The organism is Nocardia asiatica NBRC 100129 (genome assembly GCF_000308415.1).
In the GTDB taxonomy this organism is placed as follows: Bacteria; Actinomycetota; Actinomycetes; order Mycobacteriales; family Mycobacteriaceae; genus Nocardia; species Nocardia asiatica.
The window spans coordinates 1-19,049 of the sequence record NZ_BAFS01000277.1 but is presented as its reverse complement, the minus strand read 5'-3'; the positions used below and the strand labels follow the sequence as shown (position 1 = coordinate 19,049).

The window sequence follows — 19,049 nt, the reverse complement described above, 5'->3', positions numbered from 1 at the left end:
CGGCGCAATCGGCCGTACGCGAGGGCGTCGTCCGCTCAGGACGGGGTCAGGCATCGGGGACGTTGCGGGCGAGCTCGGCCAGCCACGCCGCCGCCGAGGCGTCGCTGGGCGCACGCCAATCGCCGCGCGGCGAGAGCGAACCGCCGGAGCCGACTTTCGGCGCGTTGGGCAGCGTCGAACGCTTGAACTGACTGGTCTGCACGAAGCGCAGCAGGAACTCGCCGAGCCAGTGCTTGATCGTCGCGAGGTCGTAGGCGTTGCGCTGGTCGGCGGGGACGAGGTCGGGCCAGCGGCCGGTCGCCGCATCCGACCAGGCGTGCCTGGCCAGGTACGCGACGCGGCTGGGCAGGTAGCCGAAGCGCAGCACGTAGTAGAGGTGGAAGTCCTGCAACTCGTACGGGCCGACAGTGGCCTCCGAACTCTGGGCGGGCGCGGAGGAGTCGGCGTGCGGGACGAGTTCGGGGGAGATCTCGGTGCGCAGGATCGACGACAGTACGTCGCCCGCTTCGGGGCCGAGCTGCTCGGTGTCCGCCGCCCAGGCGATCAAGTACTTGATCAGCGTCTTGGGCACCGAGGCGTTGACGCTGTAGTGCGCCATGTGGTCGCCGACGCCGAACGTGCACCAGCCCAGCGCGAGCTCGCTGAGGTCGCCGGTCCCGACCACCAGCGCGCCGTGCAGGTTGGCCAGCCGGAACAGGTGCGAGGTGCGCTCGCCCGCCTGCACGTTCTCGTAGGTGATGTCGTACACCGGCGCGCCGTCGGCGGCCGGATGGCCGAGGTCGCGCAGCATCTGGGTGGCCGAGGGGCGGATGTCGATCTCGCGCGCCGTGACGCCGAGGGCGGCCATCAGGCGGTGCGCGTCGGTCCTGGTCCTGGTGCTGGTCGCGAAGCCGGGCATGGTGTAGGCCAGCACGTTCGACCGCGGCAGGCCGAGCCGATCCATCGCCTTGGCCGCCACGATCAGCGCCTGGGTGGAGTCCAGCCCGCCGGACACCCCGAGCACCACGCGCTCGAGCCCGGTGGCGCGCAGACGGGTGCTCAATCCCTCGACTTGGATGTGGTGCACCTCGGCGCAGCGCTCGTTGCGCACGGCCGGGTCGGCGGGAACGTAGGGGAAGCGCTCGATCTCGCGGCGCAGCGGGACCGTGCCCTCGGGGACGGGCAGCCGCACGTCGACGCGCCGCATCGCGACCAGCCGTTCCCGGTGGTCGTGCACATTGTCGGCGAAGCTGGTGGTGCGCAGGCGATCGGCGGCGAGGCGGCGCAGGTCCAAGTCGGCGGTGATCAGCTGGGGATGATCGCAGAACCGCTCGCCCTCGGCGAGCAGGTCGCCGTTCTCGCAGATCAGCGCTTGCCCGTCCCAGGCGAGATCGGTGGTGGACTCGCCGTGCCCCGCCGCGGAGTACAGGTACGCGGCGAGATAGCGCGCCGAATGGGAGGTGCACAGCGACCGCCGGTAGTCGGCCTTCCCGATCACGATATTGCTCGCGGACAAGTTGACCAGCACGGTCGCCCCGGCCAGCGCGGCGAACCCGCTGGGCGGCAGCGGCACCCACCCGTCCTCACAGATCTCCAGGTGGAAGACGAAATCGTCCAGGTTGTTCGCGCGAAAAAGCAGATCGGACCCGAACGGCGCGCGGTGCCCGGCCACCGTGACGTGATCCTCCAGCACCTCCCGCGCCGCCGCGAACTGGCGCGTCTCGTAGAACTCGCGATAGTTCGGCAGGTAACTCTTCGGGGCCACACCCAGCACGAGGCCGCGGCAGATGGCGATCGCGCAATTGAACAACCGGCCCTGTGCCCGTATCGGGGCGCCCACCACGAGCACCGTGTCGATGTCGGTGCTCGCCGCGACGACGCGCTCGAGCGCGGCCTCGACGGCGGCGTCCAGCGCGTCCTGGTGGAACAGGTCGTCGGCGGTGTAGGAGGACAAGCCCAGCTCGGGGAACACCGTCAGCACCGCGCCGTCGGCGGCGGCCTGCGCGGCCAGTTCCACGGTCTGCTCCACGTTGTAGGCGGGGTCGGCCACCCGCACCCTGGGCACCGCGACCGCCACCCGGGCGAAGCCGTGCCGGTAGAGCGAATCGAACGGCAGGTCGGCCACCCTGCGTCCCCTTCCGGGCTGGGATCGATCATGGTCCAGTCGGAATCTACGCCCCGAGCGGCGCGGCGGCGCGCTGTCGCGGCTGCGTCCGTCGGTGCGGGGGTTCCGTTATCTGCGTCTTCGTCGCCCGAGCCGGGCGCGGCGAATCGTCCGGCCGAAGACGGGAACCGTCGGCGGCTAAGCTATAGCAATGGCGGATGAAATGGATTCCGACCTAATAGCGGGGGAACGGCGCGCAGATCTGCTGCGCGCGCTTTCGTATGTGTCCACCGAGTCCCAACCGGACGGCAGTTACGTGGTGAACGGCGACCTACCGCCGGACGTCGCTCCGCCGTTCATTCGCGCCATCATGCGGGTGGAGGCGGAGCTGCTGCTGCACGACGCCGAACTCGTCACCGTCGAGGAGGGGGAGCCGCGCACCCCCGAGGAGCGCCGCACCGACGCCTTCGTCGCGCTGGTGCTGCGCGTCGACGACCGCCATTAGCGGCGCGGCGGCGCGGCCGGACCTTGCACTCGCCACCCTTGAGTGCTAAAAATGCTCTTGGCACTCTCGACCTGTGAGTGCCAGGTCGGGACGGTGAGACCGGGTTCCGTAGACACCCTCGGTCGTCCGTCGCGGGCACCGAACCTGGCCAGCGTAACTGGGGCGACCCAACCGGCGGTCGTCCTGTGTGTCAGCCATACACATGGAGGATCTCAACAACGCCATGGCCAAGACAATTGCGTATGACGAAGAGGCCCGCCGCGGCCTCGAGCGGGGCCTGAACAGCCTCGCCGACGCGGTCAAGGTGACGCTGGGCCCCAAGGGTCGCAACGTTGTCCTGGAGAAGAAGTGGGGCGCCCCCACGATCACCAACGATGGTGTGTCCATCGCCAAGGAGATCGAGCTGGAGGACCCGTACGAGAAGATCGGCGCCGAGCTGGTCAAGGAAGTCGCCAAGAAGACCGACGACGTCGCGGGCGACGGCACCACCACCGCGACCGTGCTCGCCCAGGCGCTGGTGCGCGAGGGCCTGCGCAACGTCGCGGCCGGCGCGAACCCGCTGGGCCTGAAGCGCGGCATCGAGAAGGCCGTCGAGGCCGTCACCGCCAAGCTGCTCGACACCGCCAAGGAGGTCGAGACCAAGGAGCAGATCGCCGCCACCGCCGGTATCTCGGCCGGCGACGCGTCCATCGGTGAGCTGATCGCCGAGGCCATGGACAAGGTCGGCAAGGAAGGCGTCATCACCGTCGAGGAGAGCAACACCTTCGGTCTCCAGCTGGAGCTCACCGAGGGCATGCGCTTCGACAAGGGGTACATCTCCGGCTACTTCGTCACCGACCCGGAGCGTCAGGAAGCGGTCCTCGAGGACCCGTACATCCTGCTGGTCGGCTCGAAGGTCTCCACCGTCAAGGACCTGCTGCCGCTGCTGGAGAAGGTCATCCAGGCCGGCAAGCCGCTGCTGATCATCGCCGAGGACGTCGAGGGTGAGGCCCTGTCGACCCTGGTCGTGAACAAGATCCGCGGTACCTTCAAGTCCGTCGCCGTCAAGGCGCCCGGCTTCGGCGATCGCCGCAAGGCGCAGCTGGCCGACATCGGCATCCTGACCGGTGGCGAGGTCATCACCGAAGAGGTGGGCCTGTCGCTGGAGAACGCGGGCCTCGAGCTGCTCGGCCAGGCGCGCAAGGTCGTCGTCACCAAGGACGAGACCACCATCGTCGAGGGTGCTGGTGACCCGGAGGCCATCAAGGGCCGGGTGCAGCAGATCCGTGGCGAGATCGAGAACTCCGACTCGGACTACGACCGGGAGAAGCTGCAGGAGCGGCTGGCCAAGCTGGCTGGTGGCGTCGCGGTGATCAAGGCGGGCGCGGCCACCGAGGTGGAGCTCAAGGAGCGTAAGCACCGCATCGAGGACGCTGTGCGCAACGCGAAGGCGGCCGTCGAGGAGGGCATCGTCGCCGGTGGTGGCGTGGCCCTGCTGCAGTCGGCTCCGGCGCTGGAGGAGCTGAAGCTCGCCGGTGACGAGGCCACCGGTGCGAACATCGTGAAGGTGGCGCTGTCGGCTCCGCTGAAGCAGATCGCGTTCAACGCGGGCCTCGAGCCCGGCGTGGTCGCCGAGAAGGTGTCGAACCTGCCCGCGGGTCACGGCCTGAACGCCGACTCGGGCGAGTACGAGGACCTGCTGGCCGCCGGTGTCGCCGACCCGGTCAAGGTCACCCGTTCGGCGCTGCAGAACGCGGCTTCGATCGCGGCTCTGTTCCTGACCACGGAGGCCGTTGTCGCCGACAAGCCGGAGAAGGCCGCCGCTCCCGCCGGCGACCCGACCGGTGGCATGGGCGGCATGGACTTCTGAGTCCGGCCGCCAGGCAGCACAGTTCGAACTGGAAGCCGGTCCACCGCGAGGTGGGCCGGCTTCCGGCTTTTCGGTCAGATCCCGTCCGAGGTGACGACCGCGAACGGCGTCTTCGGGGTGCCGGGCCCCATCGGGCCGCCCTTGTCGAATTGGGAGGAGACGATCAGGGTTCGGTCACCGGCGCGGGCCAGGGTGGTGGGGATGGCCAGCTTTTCGTCGGTGCGCTGCTGTGCGAGTGTCGCGGTGGCGCCGTCGTCGGAGATGGTCCAGCGGCTGATCGTGTTGGTGGTGTTGTGCGCGGCCCAGAGGGTTCCGTCGCGCAGTTCGAGTCCGTCGCCCTGCCGGAGATCGCCGCCATGGAGGGCGACTTCGCCGATCGGGCTCGCTTCTCCGGTCAAGGCGATGCGGTACAGGCCGCCGCGTGGCATGTCGACGGTGAGCAGGTAACGGCCCGCCGGATCGGCGACTATGCCGTTGAGGCTGAACTCGCCCGGCCCGATCGGCGGCAGCGCCGAGCGCAGGTCGAATCGCGGGGTCAATTCGCCGCGCCCGCCTTGTGCCCGCGCGGCGGCCAGTTGCTCCGGAGTGACGCGATAGACCACCGCCCGCATGCTGTCGGTGAGGTACGCGGTGCCGTCCGGCGTGATGGCCAGATCGTTCACGAAGCGCGGCTCGGCGCCGGGCACCGTGAGATCGGCGAGCAGGGCGCGAGTCGCGATGTCGTATACCGCGACTCCGGTGGTCGAGTCGGTGACCCAGAGCCGACCGGCCGCGTCGACCTTCAAGCCGTTGGCGGTCTTGTGGCCGCTCGCGCCTTCGGGCAGGAAGACCTCGGCTCGGTGCGCGTTCGCTGTCGCGCGGTAGACCGCGCCGGTGGCGTAGGAGCCGACGTAGCTGTCCCCGGTGCGCGCGTCCACCGCGATGCCCTCGGGGTAGACGCGCTCGCCCGGCAGTTCGTAGACGGTGTGGACGGCGGCGCCGGGAGCGTGGCTCGTGCCGCAGGCCGCGAGCGCGAGGCAGGCGCTCGCGGCGGCCAGGCTCGACAGCAGGCGGCGGGGCAGGGCGTGGGGCATGGAGTACCTCTTCGAGATCATGCGATCGAACGTGTGCACATGGACTAGTAGACGCGAATGTATATTAGAACTCTAATGATAAGCAAGACTCGAATAAAAATGCGGGCGGATACCATGCGCATATGACGTCGATGCCCGCCGCCGAACGGATCGGCTCGTATCTCAAACGCGCCGAGCAGTCCCTCAACGTGGCCAAGAACGCCGCGTTGAAGCCGGCGGGCGTGACCGTCCCGCAGTACGCCGCGCTGCTGTTCCTCGCCGAGAACCCGGGGATCTCGGCTGCCGCCCTGGCCCGGCTCTGTGGCGTCACCCCGCCCTCGATGAACACCGTGCTGGGCAATCTGCAGGACCGAGGTCTCATCGAGCGCACTCCGCATCCGTGGCACAAGAACGTCTTGGAGACCACGCTGACCGACAAGGGCGCGGCGCTCATGCACGACGCGGACGTGCGCGCGATCCGTGTCGAACGCGCTCTGGCCGAGGAGTTCACCGCTGCCGAGCGAGCCACGCTGCAGGAGTTGCTCACTCGGTGTGCCGACCGGCTGGACTCGATCCGTCCCGATCCGGCCCCTTAGTCGCGGCCGAGGTCGAGTCGGCCACACCGCGATCGTCGCACCGCCCGCGAACGCTCGCCCTGTGGCCGTACGCTGAAGCCATGCCTGACCGCGGTCGGATCCGAGGCGTGCTCTACGACATCGACGGCGTCCTGGTGACCTCCTGGCAGGAGATCGCGGGCGCCGCCGACGCGGTGCGCCGGGTCGGCGAGCGCGGACTGCGCCGGGCCTTCCTGACCAACACCACCTCGCGAACCTGCGCCGAGATCGCGCGACGCCTGTGCGACAGCGGCATCGAAGTGGACGCCGCCGAGATCGTCACTGCCGCACGCCTCACCGCCGAGTTCGTGCGCGGTCGCTACCCGGACGCCGCCGTCTGGGTGCTCAATCACGGTGACATCGAGGCGGACCTCACCGGTTTGACGCTCGACGCCGATCAGCCGGGCGTGGTCGTGATCGGTGGAGCGGGACCGGAATTCACCCATTCGGCGCTGAGTCGCGTGGTGGAACTGATGCTGGAGGGTGTGCCGGTGGTCGCCATGCACAGCGGGCTGACCTGGGCGACGGCCGAAGGGCTTCGCGTCGACGCGGGCGTGTACCTGCCCGGCCTGGAGGCGGCGGGCAATGCGCGCATCGAGGTGGTGGGCAAGCCCGCGGCGTCCGGTTTCCGGACCGCCGCGGCGCTGATGCGGCTGGACCCGGCGCAGGTCATGATGATCGGCGACGACCTGTACTCGGATGTGCTCGCGGCGCAGGACGCCGGGTTGACGGGGGTCCTGGTGCGCACCGGCAAATTCCGGCCCGGAGTTCTCGCGTCGGCCGACCGCGCGCCGGATCACGTGATCGATTCGGTGGCCGCGCTGCCGGAATTCCTGGCCGATCCGACAGAGCGGGCGAACCCGCCGTAACCGACTAATCGGAATGGAAATAAAAAGTTCTACCGATTCCCTCTAAAATTGCCCGCGATCGCAACCTCGCTAGGTATCGTCTGTTCCGGCAAATAGCCAGTGACAAGGAATGTTTCACGGACAGATCGGAGTTGTCGGATGCTCCATTCGCTGATGAGCGTGCTTGTACGCAAACTACTATGGTCGCCGGGCTTCGGCTCGGCGACCGACCAATGAGGTAGCAACTGCTCAGCCAACTTTCGGCTAACTCCTGTTCGGCCGACGGTTGTAACGAAGGGCCCGATCCCTGACGATGAGTTCGGGCCCTTCTGTATTGTCTGCCCCGATGTCACAGGATGCGAATACGGGTCGAATGTATGCCGGGCAACCCGTGGAGGACCGGCAGCGTCAGCGGCGTGCGCGTTTTCTGGAGTCAGGCCTGACGGTCTTCGCGCGAGACGGCTACGCCAATAGTTCGGTCGGCGCCATCTGCAAGGACGCCGGACTGTCCTCGCGGCAGTTCTACGAAGAATTCACCGGTCGTGAGTCGCTACTCCTAGAGCTGTACGAGCAGATCGACCGGGAGTCGCGGGACGCGGTGAAGAAGGCGCTGGACGCTCAGTCCGGCGCCAAGTCGCTGGACGTCATCGACGCCGCCGTGCGCGCCTACGTCGAATCCATCGGATCCGATCCGCGCAAAGCGCGCGTCGCCCTGGTCGAAGTGGTCGGCGCGGGCCCGAAGGTGGAGAAGTTCCGCCTCGCGGTGCGCCGGGAATGGGGTTCGCTGCTGGCCGGCGCCGCCGAAGACGCCGCGCTGCACGGCGAGATCCCCACCGGCGACTACGAGATGCGGATGCTCGCCATAATCGGCGCGGTCAACTACGTGGTGGACTCGTGGAGCGGCGCGGACCCGCGCCCACCGCTCGACGACGTGATCCGGGTCATGAGCAGGGTGATCATCGGCGCGGTTCGCGCATAGCGTTCCGGCCTGCGAGTCCGGGGGCCGGGTGCGCGGTAGCGTGCGGGGATGCAAACAGTTCCGATCCAGATGCCGGACGGCACCACGGTTCCGGTGCGTTTGGTCCCCGCCGAGGGGGTGCACCGGCATACGGTCACCCCGGACGCACCGCGCCCGGTCCTGGTGATCGTGCCCGGCCTCGGCGTGCCGGCGGGCTACTACGAACTGTTCGCCTCGGCCTTGGCTGCGCGCGGGTTCGACGTGGCCATCGGGGAGATGCGCGGCAACGGCGACAGCAGGCCGAAGCCCAGCGCCGCCAGCACCTTCGGCTACCACGAGCTGGTCTCGGTGGACTTCCCGGCGATCTTCGAGGTGGTCCGCGAGCAGTTCCCGGACAGTACGCCGTACCTGCTCGGGCACAGCATGGGCGGACAACTCGGGGTCATGTACGCGGCCCGCATCCGAGGCAGGCTGGGCGGGCTGATCCTGATCGCGTCCGGAACCCCTTATTACCGTGGCTATCGGGGGCTTTCGGGCCCGGGCATGCTGGTGGGCACCGCCGCGATCTCGCTGACCGCCAGCCTGGCGGGCTTCTGGCCCGGCGACCGGGTCACGATGGGTTTCGGCCGCCAATCCAAGGTGCTGATCTCGGACTGGGCCCGGCTGGCGCGCACCGGCCGGTTCGTGCCGGTCGGCGCGGACATCGACTACGAGGAGCGCATCGCGCGGCTGCGGCTGCCGGTGCTGTCCATCACGATGACCGGCGACGACCTCACTCCGCCCAGCTCCGCCGATCACCTGCTGGAGAAACTGCCCAACGCCGAGGTGACGCGCTGGCGGCAACCCGAACCGCTGGGCCACAACGGCTGGATCCGGCAGTACGGCAGCACCGTCGACCAGATCGAGAAGTGGTTGCGCGACCGCTAGGCCTGCCCCGCCGGGGCCGCGCGCCCACCGGTCAGGCGTGCCGCTCGATCAGCATCTGCGTGAAGAACTCGTAGATCAGCGCCGCCTGGAACGCCGACTGCTTGTTGTCCGCCGCGCCGCCGTGGCCGCCTTCGATGTTCTCGTGATACCAGAACTCGTGGCCCTGTTCTTCCAGCAGCGCCGCCATCTTGCGGGCGTGGCCGGGATGCACCCGGTCGTCCCTGGTCGAGGTGGTGAGCAGGATCGGCGGGTAGGCGCGGTCGGCGCGAGCGTTCTGGTACGGGGAGTACGCGCTGATGTATGCCCACTCCTCCGGCTTGTCCGGGTCGCCGTACTCGGCCATCCAGGACGCGCCTGCCAGCAGCAGGTGGTAGCGCTTCATGTCCAGCAGGGGCACCTGGCAGACGAGCGCACCGAACAATTCGGGGTAGCGGGTCAGCATCACGCCCATGAGCAGTCCGCCGTTGCTGCCCCCGACCGCGCCGAGCCGGTCGGCGGTGGTGATGCCGCGCGCGACGAGATCCTTGGCGATCGAGGAGAAGTCCTCGTACACCTTGTGCCGGTTGGCTTTCTGCACGGAAGTGTGCCACTGCGGGCCGTACTCGCCGCCGCCGCGGATGTTCGTCATCACCCAGGTTCCGCCGCGCTCCAGCCACCCCATGCCCGAGGCGCCGCTGTAGGCGGGGGTGCGCGACACTTCGAAGCCGCCGTAGCCGGACATCACCGTCGGCCCCGGACCGTCACCGCGGTCGCGATGGCGGATCACGAAGTACGGCACCGGCGTGCCGTCATCGGACCGGGCGAAGAACTGCTCGGTCTCGACCCCGTCGGCGTCGAAGAAGCCGGGTTCCTGCTTGAGCCGCTCGGTGCGGCCGCTGACCGCGCCGGCCAGCAGCGTGGACGGTGTGGTGAAACCGCTGGTGTTCAGCATGAACTCGTCGCCGCCCTCCAGCGGGTCGAGATTGAGCACGCTGGTGGTGGCCATCGGCGGGGTGTCGGCCAGTGGCGCGCGCCGCCAGCCGTCCGCGCCGGGGGTCAGCACGTAGAGCTTGGTCTGCACGTCCTCGAGGGTGACCAGCAGCAGGTGGTTCTCGGTCCAGCCGTAGCCGTGCAGCGAGGTGTGCGCGTCGGGAGTGAAGAGAACCTCGAAATCCCGTGCGCCGCCCAGGAACTTCTCGAAGTCGGCGGCCAGCAGCGCACCCGCGGGATAGTTCGCGCCGCCGACCTCCCACGGCGACTTCAGCCGCACCAGCAGCCAGTCCTTGTACCAGGACTCGCTGGCGTCGCTGGGGATGTCGAGATGACGCAGCGTGCCGTCGTCGGCGAGCAGGTAGACCTCTTCGTTGAAGAAGTCGGTGGCGCGGCCGATGTAGTGCCGCTCGTAACCCGGTGTGCGGTCGTAGCCCGCCGAGACCGCGACGTCGCCGGGCTCGCCCTCGAAGACGGTCTTCGCCTCGGTCAAGGGGGTGCCGCGGCGCCACAGTTTCGCGATGCGCGGATACCCCGAGTCGGTCAGCGAGCCGGGACCGAAGTCGGTGCCCACGTACACCGAGTCGATATCGATCCAGCGGATCTCCGACTTCGCCTCGGGCAGGAAGTACCCGCCGTCGGCCGGATCGAGGAACACCCTGCGCTCGAGGTCGAACTCGCGGACCACCTTCGCGTCCGCACCGCCGCGCGACAGGCTGATCAGCGCGCGGGACTGTTCCGGGCGCAGCACGGCGGCCCCGCCCCACACCCAGTTCTCCTCTTCGGCGGCGGCCAGCGCGTCCAGGTCGATCAGCACGTCCCAGTCCGGCGTGTCCTCGGCGTACTCGGCGAAGGTGGTGCGCCGCCACAGGCCGCGCGGGTGCGCGGCGTCGCGCCAGAAGTTGTAGAGCCACCGGCCGCGACGCGCCGGGTAGGCGATCTTCGTGTCGGTGTCGAGCATGTCGAGGATGCGCCGCTCCAGCTCACGGAAGCGATCGGAGTCGGCGAACCGGGCGCGCACGACGGAATTGTGCGCGCGGGCCCAGTTCAAGGCGCGCTCGTCGGTCACTTCTTCGAGCCACAGGTAGGGGTCGGTCACATTCCGCTCGATGCCGCTCATCCCCACATTGTCGCCGAACCGCGCGCAGCGGGGTCACCAGGTGTGTGCCACGTCGACCACCACGCGCGATCCGCTGCCCGGCCCGGCGAGAGTGTGCACCTTGACCGGCAACCGGGCGCGCGTGCCGAGGCCGACCGTGGTCTGGCCTTCGAAGGAGCCGGCCCAGGCCACCTGACGGAAGGTGCGGTAGTCCCGCACGTCGGCGAGTTCGGCCCGGTTGCCGGGGTTGTAGGTGGGGGTGAACGCGTCGTCGTAGCTGGGCGCGTTGACGGTGATGCTCAGGAACGCCCCGCCGCGCAGCGGGACGGGCGCCCCGGAGCCGTCCATGACCACCCGCTCGACGTAGCCGACGTGGTACCCCGGCGCCGGACCTGCGACGTCGAAGACCAGGCGGTCGAAGCATTCGTGCCGTCCGGCGCGCACGCCGGTCAGCGGGGCGAGCGTTTGCGCACGGCTCACCTTGGGGATGGAACCCCAACCGGAGGCGCATTCCGGGGCGGCGGACGCGGGAGCGGGCGCGATCCAGAGGCCGGCGAATGTCACGAGGGATGAGAACAGCAGAAGCAAGCGACGCATGGTCGCACCGCCTTCGGGGCACAGGGGATTGATGTACAACATGCATCGCAGGCCGGGATCGCGCCGTTACGCGGGTTGAAAGCCGAAATCCATTGATTAGCCGGGTAACTCGGGCAGTTCGCGCCACTCTGGCGGCTCGGGGTTTGCTGCGCGACGAGGTGCGTCCGGCTCGGACAGTAGGATCGCTGATCCGGTACCGATCCGACCAGGAGGCCTCAGGTTGCCACCGTTTCTCTGGGAACAGCACTGCTGCCTACCGCTGTCGCCCGCCGCGCGCATCGGCGACCTCGCGCGCTACCCCGCCGGAACGTACCTGTCGGTGAACGTCGGCTATTCCCGTCAGTCGACCGCGGACTCCCTGGCGCTGCTGCACCGTTTTCGCCGGGAAGCGTCGGCGGACGGACGGTTTCGCCTGGTCCACGGCGTCGACGACATCGGGGCGCCCGGCGTCGTCGCGCTGGCGTTCGATCTGGAGGACGCCGGACCGCTCGGAGGCGATCTGGACAACGTCGCGCGGTTCTACGACCTCGGCGTGCGCTCGCTGCTGCCTGCCTACAACCACGCCAACGCCGCGGGCTGCGGGTGCCTGGACACCGAGGACACCGGCCTCACCGGTTACGGGCGCGACCTCGTCCACGCCCTCAACGAAGTCGGGATGTTCGCCGACGGCTCGCACTGCTCCCGGCGCACCGGGCTGGAGCTGGCCGAGTTGAGCGTCGTCCCGATGATCTACAGTCACTCGAACTTCGCCGCCCTGTGGGAGCATCCGCGCAACATCACCGACGAACAGGCGCGAGCCTGCGCGGCGACCGGCGGCGTGATCGGAATCAACGGCGTCGGGATCTTCCTGGGTCGCAATGCCGCGGGCGAGCGCGCGGAGCGGATCGAGGCGATGGCGCGGCACATCGAGTACGGCGCCGAACTGGTCGGGATCGAGCACATCGGGATCGGCTCGGACTACTCCTTCGACGCCGAGGACTTCAACGCCGAAATGCGGCAGAATCCCGACGCCTTCTCCGAGGCGTACACGAAATGGGGCCCTTTGCAGTGGGTTCCGCCGGAAGACCTGCTCGGCGCCGCCGACCTGCCCGGCCTCGATGCGGCGCTGGTCCGGCGTGGATTCACCCCTGCGGATCGGGCGGCGGTCTTCGGTGAGAATTTCCGGCGAGTCGCCGCGCAGGTGTGGCGGGACTGACGATTTACCGGTCGTTAAGGATCCTTTAAGTCCGATCGGTGAGGGTGATCGCGAAACCGGCGGTGTATCCAGGGATTTCATGATCCCGGATTGCGATGCCCGACAGTCGTTCCCATCGACGGTGATTCGATTTCGAACAGGAGCCTCGATGATCACAACCCGTCTCGCCCTGCTGGGGCTGCCCGCGCTCGTGCTGGCCGCTGTCGCCGGTTCGGTGACCGCGCCCACTGCCACGGCGCAACCCCCACTGCCGACTTATACGTGCAAGTACACGCCGATCGAGCATTACTTCGTGGTATTGAACTCGATGAAAGGGCGCAAGTGCACGGCGTCGCCGGGCGCCCCGCTGGATGACATATATTTCCACCCCGTCCGGATGGAGAACAGCGTCACCGGTGAGAAATGGGAATGCGGTGGCGCGTTCGTGTACTTCGACAATCCGATTCACCCGGGCATGTCGCAGAACGACGCGGAACAGGTGCTCAACGCCGGGGTGGACGCGAGCAACTGCCGCCCGATCTGACCGCGCGCCGCCGGCAATGCACGCGCGAACCGCTTCCCCTAGTCACCGATTTCGATTCAGGACGAGAACCGCGATGATCACAACCTCCCTTCTCCGCCTCGGGCTGCCCGCGATCCTGCTGGCCGCTGCCGCCGGTCTGGCCACCACACCCACCGCCGCGGCGCAAGCCCTGCCGACCTACACGTGCAAGTACACGCTCGACCAACCGCACTTCGGATCCGTGAAAGGGCGGGAATGTACGGCCTCGGCGGGTGCCCCGTTGGCCGGTTGGCACATGATCACCTTCCAAATGGAAAACAGCGACACCGGCGAGAAATGGGTGTGCGGTAGCGTCGAGGCCGCCCTTGTCCCGTATTACCTGGACAAGGTCGATCCGGATTACTCCGATATCGAGCGGGCATATGGTCGCGGCGCCGACGCCAGTATCTGTGACCGCCTGCTGTCCTGAATCCGATCAGTGCGGTTGGCGTCGAGGGGTGATCACGCCAGGCGGACCAGCATCTTGCCGATGTTGGCTCCGGAGAGCACGCCGAGGAAGGCGGCGGGGGCCTGGTCCAGACCGTCGTACACGGTCTGCCGGTGCGCAGGGTGCCGTCGGCCAGCCAGCCCGCGGCTTTGGCGATGTACTCGCCGAAGATCGGAAAATAGCTGCTGACCAGCATGCCGCGCAGAGAAATTTCCTTGATCGCGGCCAGGTACAGGTCCGGGCCAGGGTCCGCGTTCGCGCCGTTGTAGCCGCTGATGGCGCCGACCAGCGCGACGCGGCCCCGGGGGCGCATGGCCTCCACCGCGACGCGCAGGTGTTCGGCGCCGACGCTGTCGAGGTACACATCGATGCCTTCAGGAGCGACCGCCGTCAACTGTCCCGCGAGATCACCTCGCCGGTAGTCGACGGCGGCGTCGAAGCCGAACTCATCGAGCAGCAGGGCGGTCTTGGCCGCGCCGCCCGCCGACCCGATGACCCGCCCCGCTCCGAGCGCCTTGGCGATCTGGCCCGCCACGCTGCCGACCGCGCCCGCCGCCGCGGAGACGAACACGGTGTCGCCCGGCTCGACCCGCGCCACGTCGGTCAGCGCCGCGTACGCGGTCAGGCCGGTGGTGCCGAGCGCGCCGAGGTAGTGCTGCGGTGCGGCGAGCGAGGTGTCCACGGGTGTGGCGGTGGCGGCGTCGACCACCGCGTAGTCGCGCCATCCGGCGAAGTGGGTAACGGTGGCGCCCACCGGAACGGCCGCGGCGGCCGACGTGATCACCTCGCCCAGCGCCGAGCCCTCCATGACCGCGCCCACCTGGAACGGCGGGATATAGGAGGGGCGGTCGTCCATCCGGCCGCGCATGTACGGGTCGACGGACATCCAGGTGTTGCGCACCAGGATCTGTCCGTCGGCAAGGGCGGGGATCGGCCGTTCGACCAGGGCGAAATTCGCGGCGGCCGGCGCGCCGACCGGCCGCGCGGCGAGGTGGATCTCACGCGCGGCGGTCGGGAGGGGCGAGGTGGTCTCGGTCATGACGGGTGCCTTTCCGAATGGATGCGATGCGGTGCAGATGACGCTATGAGCGCTCCGCTTCCGCTCCCAGGTCCCGCGCCGCCATCAACCGGTCCGGACGCGCCGCCCTTCACCGGGGCATGGTCTGCCCTATCTCTCTCGCGCTTGTGACGGGGACGATCCGCTCCACCGGTGATACGCCTTGCGTAACGCCCGATCGTCGGTGTATCCGAGTCGTCTCGCGATCGCGGCCGTGGTCAGGCGGCCCTCGGCGAGCAAGGCGCGCGCCTGCTCGTAACGGGCGAGGTCGTATTCCTGGCGCCATGTCGTGTCCTGCTCGGCCAGCTGGCGCTGCAACGTGCGGGTGCTCACGGTCAGGCGGCGGGCGACGGCGGCCAGCGACGGCTCGCCCTCATCGATCGCCGCGGCGAGCGCGATCCGGAACGCCTCCAGCGGTACCGGCAGCGGCCGGGCGGTGGCGAGCACCAAGTCGGCGTGACTGCGCAGCAGGTCGGCCAGCCGGGGATCGGCGTGCACCAGCGGTGCGCGGGCGTCGGCCTCGGCGAAGGTGATCGCGTCGGAAGCGGCGTCGAAGTCGATGCGGGCGGTGCCGAAGGCCTCGGTGAGAACCCGGTGCTCGGCCGGTGCGGGACCGCTGAAGGTGACTCGCGTGGGAACCACGAGACGGCCCGTGGCCTCGCGGGCCCGGCGCAGGTAATAGGCGAGCACGTATTCGGCGATCACCGTGGCCGCCGGGTCCGGCGCGGTGGTGTGGAAGGCGACGGTCAGTCCGCCGTCGTCGTTCAGGTCGAGGCGTTCGGCGGCCGCGGTGACCAAGCGGTGATACGGCTGGGCCGCGCGGAGGGAATCCACCAGCGTCCGCCCGTTGGTGACCAGATAATCCCAGGTGGTCAGGGTGCCGAGGGGTGCGGCGGCGGCGACGGCGAGCCCGGCGCCGGGCCCTGACGCGGTCTGGGTGAGCAATTCCCACAGTCGCAGCAGGGACGGCAGCGGTATCCGGTTCAGTTCGCTGGCGAGCGCGATGTCGTCGGTGCCGGTGACGGCGGCCAAGCGGTCGGCTCCGACTCCCGCGGCTCGGGCGGCGTCGCGCACCAGTCGCGTCAGGTGCGTGGAGGCGGTCCCGTCCAGCGGATGCGGCGAAGCGGCGGGCGAGGGTGCCGAATGCTGGTCGCCACGGCTGTTCACGCGGCATGCTAACCCCACGGATGCGCCCCGTTCTTCCCGCTGACTGGAAGTTTCCGGCGCTGTGTGGTCCACGCCTCACTGTGGTGGGGGATGGGTGGGTGAACTCCCCGCTACAGAGTTAGGCTCGGTTCGTGACTTCCCACTACGATGTCGTCGTTCTCGGTGCTGGTCCCGGCGGATACGTCGCCGCGATCCGCGCCGCTCAACTCGGCCTGCGAACAGCGATCGTCGAGCAGAAATACTGGGGCGGTGTGTGCCTGAACGTGGGCTGCATCCCGTCCAAGGCGCTGCTGCGCAACGCCGAACTCGCCCACATCTTCACCAAGGAGGCGAAGACCTTCGGCATCTCCGGTGAGGTGAACTTCGACTTCGGGGTCGCCTTCGACCGCAGCCGCAAGGTCGCCGACGGCCGGGTCAAGGGCGTCCACTTCCTGATGAAGAAGAACAAGATCGACGAGTTCGACGGCAAGGGCACCTTCACCGGCCCGAACTCGCTCTCGGTCGAGCTCTCCAAGGGCGGCACCGAGACGGTCACCTTCGACAACGCGATCATCGCGGCGGGCACCGTCACCAAGCTGCTGCCCGGCACCCGGCTCAGCGCCAACGTGGTCACCTACGAGGAGCAGATCCTCACCCGCGATCTGCCCGGCTCGATCCTCATCGTCGGCGCGGGCGCGATCGGCATGGAGTTCGGCTACGTGCTGAAGAACTACGGCGTCGACGTGCGCATCGTGGAGTTCCTCGATCGCGCGCTGCCCAACGAGGACGCGGACGTCTCCAAGGAGATCACCAAGCAGTACAAGAAGCTCGGCATCACCATCACCACCGGTGCGGCCGTGCAGTCCATCGAGGACGACGGCGCCAAGGTCACCGTGTCGATCAAGGACAACAAGTCCGGTTCGGTCGAGACCGTCACCGTCGACAAGGTCCTGCAGGCGGTCGGGTTCGCGCCGCGCGTCGACGGCTATGGCTTGGAGTCCACCGGCGTGCAGGTCACCGATCGCGGCGCGATCGGGATCGATGACTACATGCGCACCAACGTGCCGCACATCTACGCGATCGGCGACGTCACCGGCAAGCTGCAGCTCGCGCACGTCGCGGAGGCCCAAGGTGTGGTCGCGGCCGAGACCATCGCGGGTGCGGAGACCGTCACCCTGGGCGACTATCGGATGATGCCGCGCGCCACATTCTGTCAGCCGCAGGTCGCCAGCTTCGGTCTGACCGAGCAGCAGGCGCGCGACGAGGGCTACGACGTGAAGGTGGCGACCTTCCCGTTCACCGCCAACGGCAAGGCGCACGGCTTGGGCGACCCGACCGGTTTCGTCAAGCTGGTCGCCGACGCGAAGTACGGCGAGCTGATCGGCGGGCACCTCATCGGTCCGGATGTGTCGGAGCTGCTGCCCGAGCTCACCCTCGCGCAGAAGTGGGACCTGACGGTCAACGAGTTGACGCGCAATGTGCACACCCACCCGACGCTCAGCGAGGCCCTCCAGGAAGCCTTACACGGCCTGGCCGGCCACATGATCAACTTCTGATCCGGTTACGGAGAAAGGGCGTGCGGTCCTCGACCGCACGCCCTTTTCCTCTGCCGGGCAATGGGTTTCCGCGCGGGTAGGGTGGTCGCCGGTCGGCGTCGGCGCGGACGATCTGCTATACAGCGTGCATGTTTCGCAGGTGGCTGATCGGAAGTGTGCCGGTGCTCGTCGTGGTGGTGCTGCTGGGGACGGGCACCTTCTACTTGATGAAAGCGCGCACCTTCCAATTGGCCGGGCACGTGGTCAGCCGGGTGCACACCGACGCGAGAGTGGTCGCGCTGACCCTGGACGACGGCCCGTCCGAGCGTGCGCCGGAAGTGTTGAAAGTGCTCGCCGACGCGCAGGTTCCGGCCACTTTCTATCTGAACGGCCGTGATCTGGCCGCGCACCCCGAGCACGGCAGGGCGATCGCCGCGGCGGGCCACGAGATCGGCAACCACACCTACACCCATCGGCGGATGGTCTTCGTCACGCCCGGCACGGTCCGCGAGGAAGTCGAGGGCACGGACGCCGAGATCAGGAAGACCGGTTACACGGGCCCGATCACCTTCCGCCCGCCCTACGGCAAGAAACTGTGGGTGCTGCCGCGCTACCTCGCCGAGCACGACCGGGTCACCGTGACGTGGGACGTCGAGCCCGATTCGGGCCGGGTGGACGCCGGCGCGGACGACATCGTCGCCGAGACCCTCGGCAAAGTCCGCCCCGGTTCGATCGTCCTGCTGCACGTCATGCACGGGCACGCCGATCCCTCGATCGCCGCCATTCCCCGCATCGTCGCCGAATTGCGGGCCGCGGGCTACGAATTCGTCACCGTGTCGGATCTGATGTCCCGCTGAGGCTCGGGATTCAGTTCGCGGGCGGGAGCATGCCGTAGGCGTGCGTCGGGGTGAACAGGACCAACGCGCGGCGATCGGTGACCATCGCTTCGCGGTACTCGTCCCAGTCGGGATGCTCGCCGTTGGCGGTGCGGTAGTAGTCCACGAGCGCGTCGACGGTGGGATCGTCGGGTGCGGCGGCCACGGGGGTGAGTTCCACCGTGCCTTCGAGCACGGCGTAGGCGAAGAAGTCCTCGCGAGTCACGTGCAGCGCCGCCCACGGGTCGCGCACGAGGTTGTGATACTTCGCCCGGTCGGCGGTGATGGAGATGCGAATGCGGCCGTCGGCCCCGACGACGTGCAGCACGTTGGACAGTTGCGGGCGTCCGTTGCGGCGGATCGTGGTGAGCACGGACCGGCGGTGGTCACGCGCGAAATCTATTGCGGCGGCGAGTTCCATGCCCGTGTAACCCGGGGTGACGCCGGTCTCTTCCCGGCGCGGTTCAATCGCGGTGGTAGGCCGCTTGGGCCTCGCGCACGCGCGGCATGTTGGTTTCCAGCACCTGGATCAGTGCCTCGAGGTGCGCGGCAACCTCCGCGCCCAGTTCCGTGAGGGTGTACTCGACCCGCGGCGGGATCGTCTCCAGCACTTCCCGATGCACCATGCCGTCGCGTTCCAAGGCCTGGAGGGTCTGCGACAGCATGCGCTCGCTCACGCCCTCGACCCGCCTGCGCAGAGCGCTGAAACGGTAGGGGCCTTCGCGCAGCGCGACCAGCGCCAGGGTGCCCC

General features: G+C 68.6%; 18 protein-coding genes and 1 pseudogene. 11 read left to right on the top strand and 8 right to left on the bottom strand.

All coding sequences use genetic code 11. The features are described from left to right. Positions 1-46: 46 nt before the first annotated feature. A complete protein-coding gene (locus ON27_RS26615) occupies positions 47-2,104 on the bottom strand; it encodes an NAD(+) synthase (protein ID WP_083887827.1) in 2,058 nt (685 codons plus the stop codon). A gap of 190 nt (positions 2,105-2,294) precedes the next feature. Here ON27_RS26615 and ON27_RS26610 point away from each other — a divergent pair, with 190 nt between their 5' ends. Both ON27_RS26610 and groL read left to right on the top strand, forming a co-directional pair. Next, positions 2,295-2,588 (top strand): hypothetical protein, encoded by a 294-nt coding sequence (locus ON27_RS26610; RefSeq protein ID WP_043733678.1) that lies wholly within the window; start codon positions 2,295-2,297, stop codon positions 2,586-2,588. A gap of 223 nt (positions 2,589-2,811) precedes the next feature. Continuing rightward, positions 2,812-4,437: a chaperonin GroEL gene (gene groL, locus ON27_RS26605; protein ID WP_043733757.1), complete on the top strand. Its 1,626-nt coding sequence runs from the start codon at positions 2,812-2,814 to the stop codon at positions 4,435-4,437. 74 nt (positions 4,438-4,511) lie between these two features. Here groL and ON27_RS26600 read toward each other — a convergent pair whose 3' ends face one another. After that, positions 4,512-5,531 (bottom strand): SMP-30/gluconolactonase/LRE family protein, encoded by a 1,020-nt coding sequence (locus ON27_RS26600; RefSeq protein WP_245560174.1) that lies wholly within the window; start codon positions 5,529-5,531, stop codon positions 4,512-4,514. A gap of 101 nt (positions 5,532-5,632) precedes the next feature. On the opposite strand from ON27_RS26600, the gene ON27_RS26595 reads away from it, so the two are divergent. From ON27_RS26595 to ON27_RS26580, 4 genes are all read left to right on the top strand, one after another. Further along, on the top strand, positions 5,633-6,085 hold the full coding sequence (locus tag ON27_RS26595) for a MarR family winged helix-turn-helix transcriptional regulator (RefSeq protein ID WP_245560172.1): 453 nt from the start codon (positions 5,633-5,635) through the stop codon (positions 6,083-6,085). A gap of 80 nt (positions 6,086-6,165) precedes the next feature. Beyond that, entirely contained in the window at positions 6,166-6,972 is an 807-nt protein-coding gene (locus ON27_RS26590; RefSeq protein WP_043733676.1) for an HAD-IIA family hydrolase, read from the top strand. A gap of 325 nt (positions 6,973-7,297) precedes the next feature. Continuing rightward, positions 7,298-7,930 (top strand): TetR/AcrR family transcriptional regulator, encoded by a 633-nt coding sequence (locus tag ON27_RS26585; RefSeq protein WP_245560162.1) that lies wholly within the window; start codon positions 7,298-7,300, stop codon positions 7,928-7,930. 48 nt (positions 7,931-7,978) lie between these two features. Continuing rightward, entirely contained in the window at positions 7,979-8,836 is an 858-nt protein-coding gene (locus ON27_RS26580) for an alpha/beta hydrolase family protein (RefSeq protein WP_043733673.1), read from the top strand. Between the two features lie 31 nt (positions 8,837-8,867). Here ON27_RS26580 and ON27_RS26575 read toward each other — a convergent pair whose 3' ends face one another. Beyond that, the gene (locus ON27_RS26575; RefSeq protein WP_043733671.1) at positions 8,868-10,925 is read right to left on the bottom strand and encodes a prolyl oligopeptidase family serine peptidase; all 2,058 of its coding nucleotides are present in this window, start codon (positions 10,923-10,925) and stop codon (positions 8,868-8,870) included. A gap of 33 nt (positions 10,926-10,958) precedes the next feature. Further along, on the bottom strand, positions 10,959-11,501 hold the full coding sequence (locus ON27_RS26570) for an AMIN-like domain-containing (lipo)protein (protein ID WP_043733750.1): 543 nt from the start codon (positions 11,499-11,501) through the stop codon (positions 10,959-10,961). Positions 11,502-11,721: 220 nt separating this feature from the next. Between ON27_RS26570 and ON27_RS26565 the strand changes: the two genes are divergently transcribed. The 3 genes from ON27_RS26565 to ON27_RS45905 all read left to right on the top strand — a co-directional run bounded on the left by ON27_RS26565 (position 11,722) and on the right by ON27_RS45905 (position 13,667). Further along, positions 11,722-12,696, top strand: a complete 975-nt coding sequence (locus ON27_RS26565; RefSeq protein ID WP_043733669.1) for a dipeptidase — start codon at positions 11,722-11,724, stop codon at positions 12,694-12,696. A 148-nt stretch (positions 12,697-12,844) separates the two neighbouring features. Further along, positions 12,845-13,219, top strand: coding sequence for a hypothetical protein (locus ON27_RS26560; protein WP_043733666.1), 375 nt, complete (start codon positions 12,845-12,847; stop codon positions 13,217-13,219). 73 nt (positions 13,220-13,292) lie between these two features. After that, a complete protein-coding gene (locus ON27_RS45905; protein WP_043733664.1) occupies positions 13,293-13,667 on the top strand; it encodes a hypothetical protein in 375 nt (124 codons plus the stop codon). 32 nt (positions 13,668-13,699) lie between these two features. On the opposite strand, the pseudogene ON27_RS26550 reads toward ON27_RS45905, so the two are convergent. Together ON27_RS26550 and ON27_RS26545 are read right to left on the bottom strand one after the other, a co-directional pair. Next, a pseudogene (locus ON27_RS26550) lies at positions 13,700-14,724 on the bottom strand (NADP-dependent oxidoreductase). Positions 14,725-14,853: 129 nt separating this feature from the next. Next, entirely contained in the window at positions 14,854-15,909 is a 1,056-nt protein-coding gene (locus tag ON27_RS26545) for an AraC family transcriptional regulator (RefSeq protein WP_051047018.1), read from the bottom strand. A 131-nt stretch (positions 15,910-16,040) separates the two neighbouring features. On the opposite strand from ON27_RS26545, the gene lpdA reads away from it, so the two are divergent. After that, complete coding sequence (lpdA, locus tag ON27_RS26540) at positions 16,041-17,444, top strand: dihydrolipoyl dehydrogenase (RefSeq protein ID WP_043733660.1); 1,404 nt, start codon at positions 16,041-16,043, stop codon at positions 17,442-17,444. 128 nt (positions 17,445-17,572) lie between these two features. Then, a complete protein-coding gene (locus tag ON27_RS26535) occupies positions 17,573-18,280 on the top strand; it encodes a polysaccharide deacetylase family protein (protein WP_043733658.1) in 708 nt (235 codons plus the stop codon). Between the two features lie 10 nt (positions 18,281-18,290). Here the strand turns inward: ON27_RS26535 and ON27_RS26530 are convergent, their stop codons facing one another. Then, entirely contained in the window at positions 18,291-18,719 is a 429-nt protein-coding gene (locus ON27_RS26530) for a PPOX class F420-dependent oxidoreductase (RefSeq protein ID WP_051047017.1), read from the bottom strand. Between the two features lie 43 nt (positions 18,720-18,762). After that, positions 18,763-19,049 (bottom strand): winged helix-turn-helix transcriptional regulator (locus ON27_RS26525; RefSeq protein ID WP_043733650.1); only part of this gene is annotated, 287 nt, incomplete at its 5' end.